Here is a 6,332-nt window from a genome sequence, read left to right as displayed (position 1 = left end):
AATTTATAAAGATGCTAAGTTGAACTCTAATTTTAAAATATAGTTTTAATTAAAAAACTATTCTATAAATATCCTCTTTGAATATAGAGGATATTTTTATTTTTTCGCCTTACGCCAGTTTGGCTACAGTGATGTGAGTAATCGCACGCACATTAAACGCGCCAACGGCAGCGAAAGTTTTTACAGTTATAACGTCATTAACCAGCTGACGAAGCTCTAGCATAAGCAAGGCAACCAAACCTTAGCAAGCTTTGAGTGCATACTCGATAATATGGGCCGCAAAGTTGTAGCCAAAGAAGTGATCGATGGCGCAACGAGCACGCTCAATTATGAGTATGATATTGAAGGTCGTTTATTGGCAGAGAAAATCACCAAAGCTGGTAAAGTAAGCGAAACTCGTTATACCCATGATGCCCAAGGCAATCGCTTAACATAGCTTGAAAATGGTGAAAAAACTGTTTACAGCTATAACAAAAATGATCAGTTATTAGCAGAAACCATCAGTAACACCGATGGCACATGCACAACAATCACCTATGGTTGGGATGCGAATGGCAATCTTATCAGCAAAAAATCTGATGATAATAGTGTCAATGTTCAATACGGCTGGAACAGTGCGAATCGCTTAATTAAAGTCACAGAGGGTACAAAAACCACAACGTATCAATACGATGGTGAAGATCGTCGAATCGGTAAAATCATCACAGATGGCACAAATACCACAGAACCCCAGTATTTGATTGACTCTGAGCGTAACTATGATGAGATCATTGTGGCAAAAACTCGCACCAATGGCGGTAACTGGAAAGAAGAGCTTTGCTTGTATGCACCAGATGACGTGGGTGATTTGCTCTTACAATCTGATGCACATCTTGTCCTGATGTGTAATAAACCAATCATTCGCGCAAATCTTTGCGCTGTCAGGTTTGCATAGAGTTTTTTGCAAAACTTAACCTGATATTACTCCAGTAATAGGGTCTTATGACGTCACTTGCAGACCCCGTCCGTTTGTGACGCCATGCTTTAGCTTTAGCCTGCTCGGTATCATTGATCGCTAGATACACTGATAGTCGTGTTATTCTACTTTGCAACAGTATTCTGTATTCTGCTCAGTCAAAATACGCAAGCTTAACTAGGCTTTTGGAAGAATTAATTAATACGTTCAGCTTTAATAATAACAACAGGCTCAAGTGGTACATCACCATGTCCACTTACACGGCCTGTAGGTACTGCAGTAATTTGATCAACGACAGGCATCCCTTGAACCACCTTACCAAATACAGCATAGCCAAAGTCGCGACTACCATTGTTTAGAAAATCATTGTTATTGACGTTAATGAAAAATTGGCTAGTAGCAGAGTCAACAATTTGCGTGCGTGCCATAGCGATAGTTCCGCGATCATTACGTAAGCCATTATTAGCTTCGTTTTTAATGGCTTCATTTGTTGGCTGTTGCTTCATGTTTTGATCAAAACCGCCGCCTTGAATCATGAAGTTAGGAATTACACGATGAAAAATAGTGCCGTCGTAGCGTTTTTCATCCACATAGGTCAGAAAATTTTTAACGCTAATAGGCGCTTTTTCTTCATTTAACTCAATCTCAATTTCACCAAAGGTTGTGGTGAGTAGCACGCGAGGCGCTTCAGCTGCATAAAGACTTCCAGCAAAGGCTAGGGTGCTAGCGAATAGAGTAAATTTCTTCAGCATAGTTAATTCCTTGTTATCAAGCTTAGTTTGATCGAAAAATTAAGTGTTGTTCCCAATCGTTTTCATTAACATCCTGCTCACTTAGCATGCGTCCGCTTTGGGATATGCGTTCAGTATGCACAGCATCAGGGTTTTCGCAAATAAGGTGGTGCCAAATAGGTAGATCTTTGCCTTCAGATACTAAACGATATGCACAACTATTAGGTAGCCAATGAAAGTCTGCTGTATGCTCTGGCGTAAGCTGGATGCAGTCAGGAACATAGTTTTTCCGATTTTCATAATTAGTGCATTTGCAGGTAGTTAAATCCAGCAATTTACAGGCAATACGCGTGTAGTAAATCCCACCGTCTTCGTCATCTTCGAGTTTTTGTAGGCAACATAAACCACAACCATCACAAAGTGATTCCCATTCCTCATGTGTGAGTTGTGCTAGTGTTTTACGTTTCCAAAAAGGTTGTACAATGGCAGCCATAATTAGTCTTGCTTGAAAAATAGCATTAGTTTAGCAAGTTTAATTCAGTTCAGATAAAAATTATTACTTGCTTAGGGAATCGTCAGCCGGCTTTTAGGTCTTAGTGTGTGATGTATCTCAAGCTAATGAGGTTAGCTGTTATGTTAAAGCGAGCACTAGGGGTTTTAGTATTGGTTGCGATTGCCGCACCAAGCTGGGCGAAGTCTGTAGATGTCATCTATAAGGTGAAGTTTTTACCTGAGCAAAACAGTGCTCGGGTGACTATTAAGCTAGAAGATGGCACAGCAGTGCCTAATTTAATATTTAACTTTTTATCCGCCCAACGTTATAGCGATTTTACAGCAGATGGTGGTTGGCAATTAAACGATAATCGTGGTGAATGGCAGCCCGCAGCAGGTAAAAACAGCCTTAGTTATACGGTGACAATCACACCAGAAAATAATAAACATGCCAGTGAAAAAATAACTAAAGATTGGCTGGTGATGAAAGGAGACTCGCTAGTTCCTCCTATTGAAGCTATTACCATGCCTAAAGTAAGCGTGGTTTCACGTGTACAGTTCGAGCTACCTAAAGAATGGCGCAGTGTTGAAACCGTTTGGAAGCGGGTAGGACCCAATAAGTTTCGTATTGAGGATGCACAATCAGGTTTTAATCGCCCTACAGGCTGGATTGCAGCAGGAAAATTAGGTTCACGCAGAGCAAAGCTAGGGGAGACAGAAGTAACTATTGCCGCTCCAGTTGGTCAGCAAGTTCATCGGATGGATATGATGACTTTAATGACTTACGTATGGCCACAGTTACAGGCCGCTTTTCCGCGTGATCCGCAAAAACTATTAGTGGTTAGCGCACGTGATGGAATGCAGCAACAAGCACAAGGCTTAACGCAATCTATTTATCTTGCAGCGGATCAAGCATTAGTGGCTGAAAGTGGTACTAGCGATTTACTCAAAGAGTTGGTTTTAAGTTTTACCCAGCTTTCAAGTAATGCTGATGAACAATGGATTAGCCAAGGTTTAGCTCAATTTTATTCATTAGAGTTGCTTATGCGCTCAGGGGGAATAACCCCTGATCGTTACCAGCATAGCATTCAAAAATGGAAAGAAGATACTAAGCAAGTGAACACCTTGCGTGGTAGTTTGAATGAGCAGAAGGTTGAACGAGCCGCCTTATTTTTTGCTGAACTAGATAAAGAAATTAAAGCACGTAGCAAAAATGAATTTAATTTAGATAATGTGACACGAGGTTTAATGCGTTTAGATAATATTACTGTAAAAGATGTGCGTGATATTAGTGAAAATATTGTTAAAGGCCGTTTAAAAATATTTGAAAGCTCACTCGTAAAATAAAGTGTTAAATTTTTAGCATAGCCTTTTTATAAAGGGCTATGCTTTACGGTTAAATATTACTATATGGCTAATTATAAAATGGAATTTAAGAAGAAAAATATTGGTTTGAAAATATTTAGTATTGTTTTTATAGTGCTTGTTGCAGGCTGCAGTATGATTACTCAGCCTTTTGTTAAGCCAATTAAATCAATGCCGCCTGTTGTTCATACGCCATTACTAGAGCAGCATGTCCGTTTTTTATCTGAAACGGTACATCCTAGAAATTATAGTGAATTAGATAATTTAAATGCAGCAGCAGATTACATTGCTAAACACTTTAAACAGCTTAATTTGACGGTCGAAGAGCAGGTGTTTGATATTGATGGTAATGCCTATAGAAATATTATTGCTTCTCTAGGACCTAAAGAAGGAGAGGTTTTAATTGTTGGCGCTCACTATGACTCATTTCATGACACACCAGGTGCTGACGATAACGCCAGTGGCGTAGCTGGGCTACTGGAGCTAGCGCGCTTATTGAGTGAAAACCCACCGTCTTACCCTGTGCAGCTAATTGCTTATTCATTAGAAGAACCACCCGCTTTTGCAACTCAAGCCATGGGAAGTTCAGTGCATGCGCGTAGTCTTAGTGATTCTAAGCAGAAGATAAAATTGATGATCGCTTTAGAGATGATAGGTTATTTTAGTGACGAGAAAAGTTCACAACAGTTTCCACTAAAGCTTTTAAGTAAATTATATCCAGATCAAGGAAACTTTATCAGTGTAATTGGACGTTTGTCAGACAGTGCAGAAACACGCCAAGTGAAAGCGCTAATGCTGGGTGCTACAGATTTACCCGTGCATTCTTTAAATGCACCTAGGGCATTGAACGTGATTGATTTTTCAGATCACCGTAATTATTGGGATGCTGATATTAAGGCCGTTATGGTTACAGATACGGCGTTTTTTCGTAACCATAATTACCATCAGCTGACAGATACCGCTTCTACACTTGACTATCAACGTATGGCAAAAGTAGTGCAGGGCGTGTATGCCGTGGTGCAGAACTATGATAAAAACTAGGACTGGCCCAAATTCTGCCTGCAACATCTGACTAGCCAGCCAAGGCACAACAGCATGAACTTAGCTTTGATCAACGAGCCGGATCAGTAAAGGCCTATTACAAGAACTGAGTCTGCGCAAAATTGTTAGACAACTTAATCCTTCTTCTATCATCAGTCGCTAGGTGCACCATAATAGCGCTTGTGATGGACATTACACCGCTTCTTCAGCGTAGAAATCAATGTAAGCACGCTGGCTAAGCTGTCGGCCTAAACCTAAGCTAGCAAATGATGCTGAGTTTTTTGAAGTGGTCATTGCCATGGAATACAAGCAACCTCTCTCACATGTATGACTTATTTAATGGCGCTACCCAGTTTAATGGCGACCTTAGCCAATGGGATATCAGCCAAGTTGAACGCTTGCATGGCATGTTTGCAGGCAGCGTATTCTTTTATAGCGACATTAGTCAGTGGAATACAGAAAACGTCATCGCTACAAGTATGATGTTTATGGGCTGTAAGGCTCTTAATCAAGATATTTCAAGCTGGAAAATGCGTAAGGTTTACAACCTGTACCAGATATTTGAGGACTGTGAAAACTTTAATCAGGATCTATCCACGTGGTGTATGAGCAACACCCCGTAAAGCCCCGGGATTTTGATAAAAACTGTACGAGTTGGTACCTACCTAAACCACAGTGGGGCGAGTGTCCTGTATCAACTGAAGAGTAAAGTATCTGTAAATAATAACAGAGAATTTTATTGACCAAACATGGGTAAGTAATAAGCTAAATAATATATACTCAAAAAGATAAGTGTTTAGATTGATTTTGAAAACTTGTTAAGCACAATGATAGCTTTCTGGCTTATTTACTAGAGATTAATGCATGAAATATACACAATACCTAAAAAACTTAATTTTACTTGTTTTTCTTATACCACTGACCGTCAATGCCACAACAGAGCAGTTTGGTAGGAATAACTTTAAAATTGATAAGTGTGTGCTCGTCAAAGATGCTTTCTTCCAAGAGAATGGCTTTAATTCTTACAGATTACTTGTGCAGTGTGCTGATCTTGATGAAATGCAAGCCTATGCAAACGGTCAGCGTAAAAGTTTTATAGTGTATACGCTCCCTCAAGGGAGTTATACAAAAAATGAGGCAAAAGCGATGAAGCTCCCTGTTCATCATAGAAAAGGTGCTGTGTGGACATTCATTTTTAACTATGGGCCTCGTTATAGTGAAGAGATGTGGGATAATATTTATGCACAAATGACAGCAAAGCCATTTGGTAAGTGGGAAGATGCTATGGGGTCAAACCCTGAGATTACATACTCTCAATATGCGACGACTGTTGATAAACTTCTTTCTGGTGAGTGGTAATTGATATGAAAAAGATAGCACTTATTCTAACGTTATCACTGCCCATTTTTATCTCAGGCTGTACTAACCCAGAAGGTTTCTTTCAGGTTCTGCTAGACCCAGAAACAGGCATATTAGCCCCTCAAGGTAGTGCTAATACAACAAATACTAGCCGAAAAATGAGCACAATGAAGCCAGATACACCTGTGCAAAAAGAAGCTCAAGCATATGCTAGACAACTGTTTAGATAGCTTATCAAGCTAGTTCTAACATTGCAGTGAACAACCCGCTTCGGCGGGTTTTTTATTATCTATAGGAAATGAAATATGAAAACCAGCACAGCAGGTATTGCTTTTACTAAAGCGTGGGAAGGCTGCAAGCTCGCAGCTTATCAAGACAGTGTAGGCGTG

Annotated in this window: 8 protein-coding genes; 6 read left to right on the top strand and 2 right to left on the bottom strand. The window is 39.9% G+C overall.

Annotated features, from left to right (window positions below; all coding sequences use genetic code 11):
• Positions 1-271: 271 nt before the first annotated feature.
• Positions 272-436: a hypothetical protein gene (locus VQ643_RS15825; RefSeq protein ID WP_414201401.1), complete on the top strand. Its 165-nt coding sequence runs from the start codon at positions 272-274 to the stop codon at positions 434-436.
• A gap of 713 nt (positions 437-1,149) precedes the next feature.
• Here the strand turns inward: VQ643_RS15825 and VQ643_RS15820 are convergent.
• Positions 1,150-1,707 carry a peptidylprolyl isomerase gene (locus VQ643_RS15820; protein WP_414201399.1) on the bottom strand — a complete coding sequence of 186 codons (558 nt, stop codon included), beginning with the start codon at positions 1,705-1,707 and terminating at the stop codon, positions 1,150-1,152.
• Between the two features lie 22 nt (positions 1,708-1,729).
• Positions 1,730-2,179, bottom strand: a complete 450-nt coding sequence (locus tag VQ643_RS15815; RefSeq protein ID WP_414201397.1) for a YcgN family cysteine cluster protein — start codon at positions 2,177-2,179, stop codon at positions 1,730-1,732.
• Between the two features lie 140 nt (positions 2,180-2,319).
• Between VQ643_RS15815 and VQ643_RS15810 the strand changes: the two genes are divergently transcribed.
• The 5 genes from VQ643_RS15810 to VQ643_RS15790 all read left to right on the top strand — a co-directional run bounded on the left by VQ643_RS15810 (position 2,320) and on the right by VQ643_RS15790 (position 6,173).
• A complete protein-coding gene (locus VQ643_RS15810; protein ID WP_414201395.1) occupies positions 2,320-3,525 on the top strand; it encodes a hypothetical protein in 1,206 nt (401 codons plus the stop codon).
• 63 nt (positions 3,526-3,588) lie between these two features.
• On the top strand, positions 3,589-4,584 hold the full coding sequence (locus VQ643_RS15805; protein ID WP_414201393.1) for a M28 family peptidase: 996 nt from the start codon (positions 3,589-3,591) through the stop codon (positions 4,582-4,584).
• Between the two features lie 323 nt (positions 4,585-4,907).
• Positions 4,908-5,207, top strand: a complete 300-nt coding sequence (locus tag VQ643_RS15800) for a BspA family leucine-rich repeat surface protein (protein ID WP_414201391.1) — start codon at positions 4,908-4,910, stop codon at positions 5,205-5,207.
• A 241-nt stretch (positions 5,208-5,448) separates the two neighbouring features.
• Entirely contained in the window at positions 5,449-5,943 is a 495-nt protein-coding gene (locus tag VQ643_RS15795; protein ID WP_414201389.1) for a hypothetical protein, read from the top strand.
• 5 nt (positions 5,944-5,948) lie between these two features.
• The gene (locus VQ643_RS15790; RefSeq protein WP_414201387.1) at positions 5,949-6,173 is read left to right on the top strand and encodes a hypothetical protein; all 225 of its coding nucleotides are present in this window, start codon (positions 5,949-5,951) and stop codon (positions 6,171-6,173) included.
• Positions 6,174-6,332 lie beyond the last annotated feature (159 nt).

The sequence above is a fragment of the Pseudomonas sp. F1_0610 genome (genome assembly GCF_047470865.1).
GTDB lineage: Bacteria > Pseudomonadota > Gammaproteobacteria > Pseudomonadales > Pseudomonadaceae > JAZDRH01.
This window is presented reverse-complemented; position numbering and strand designations above follow the sequence as displayed.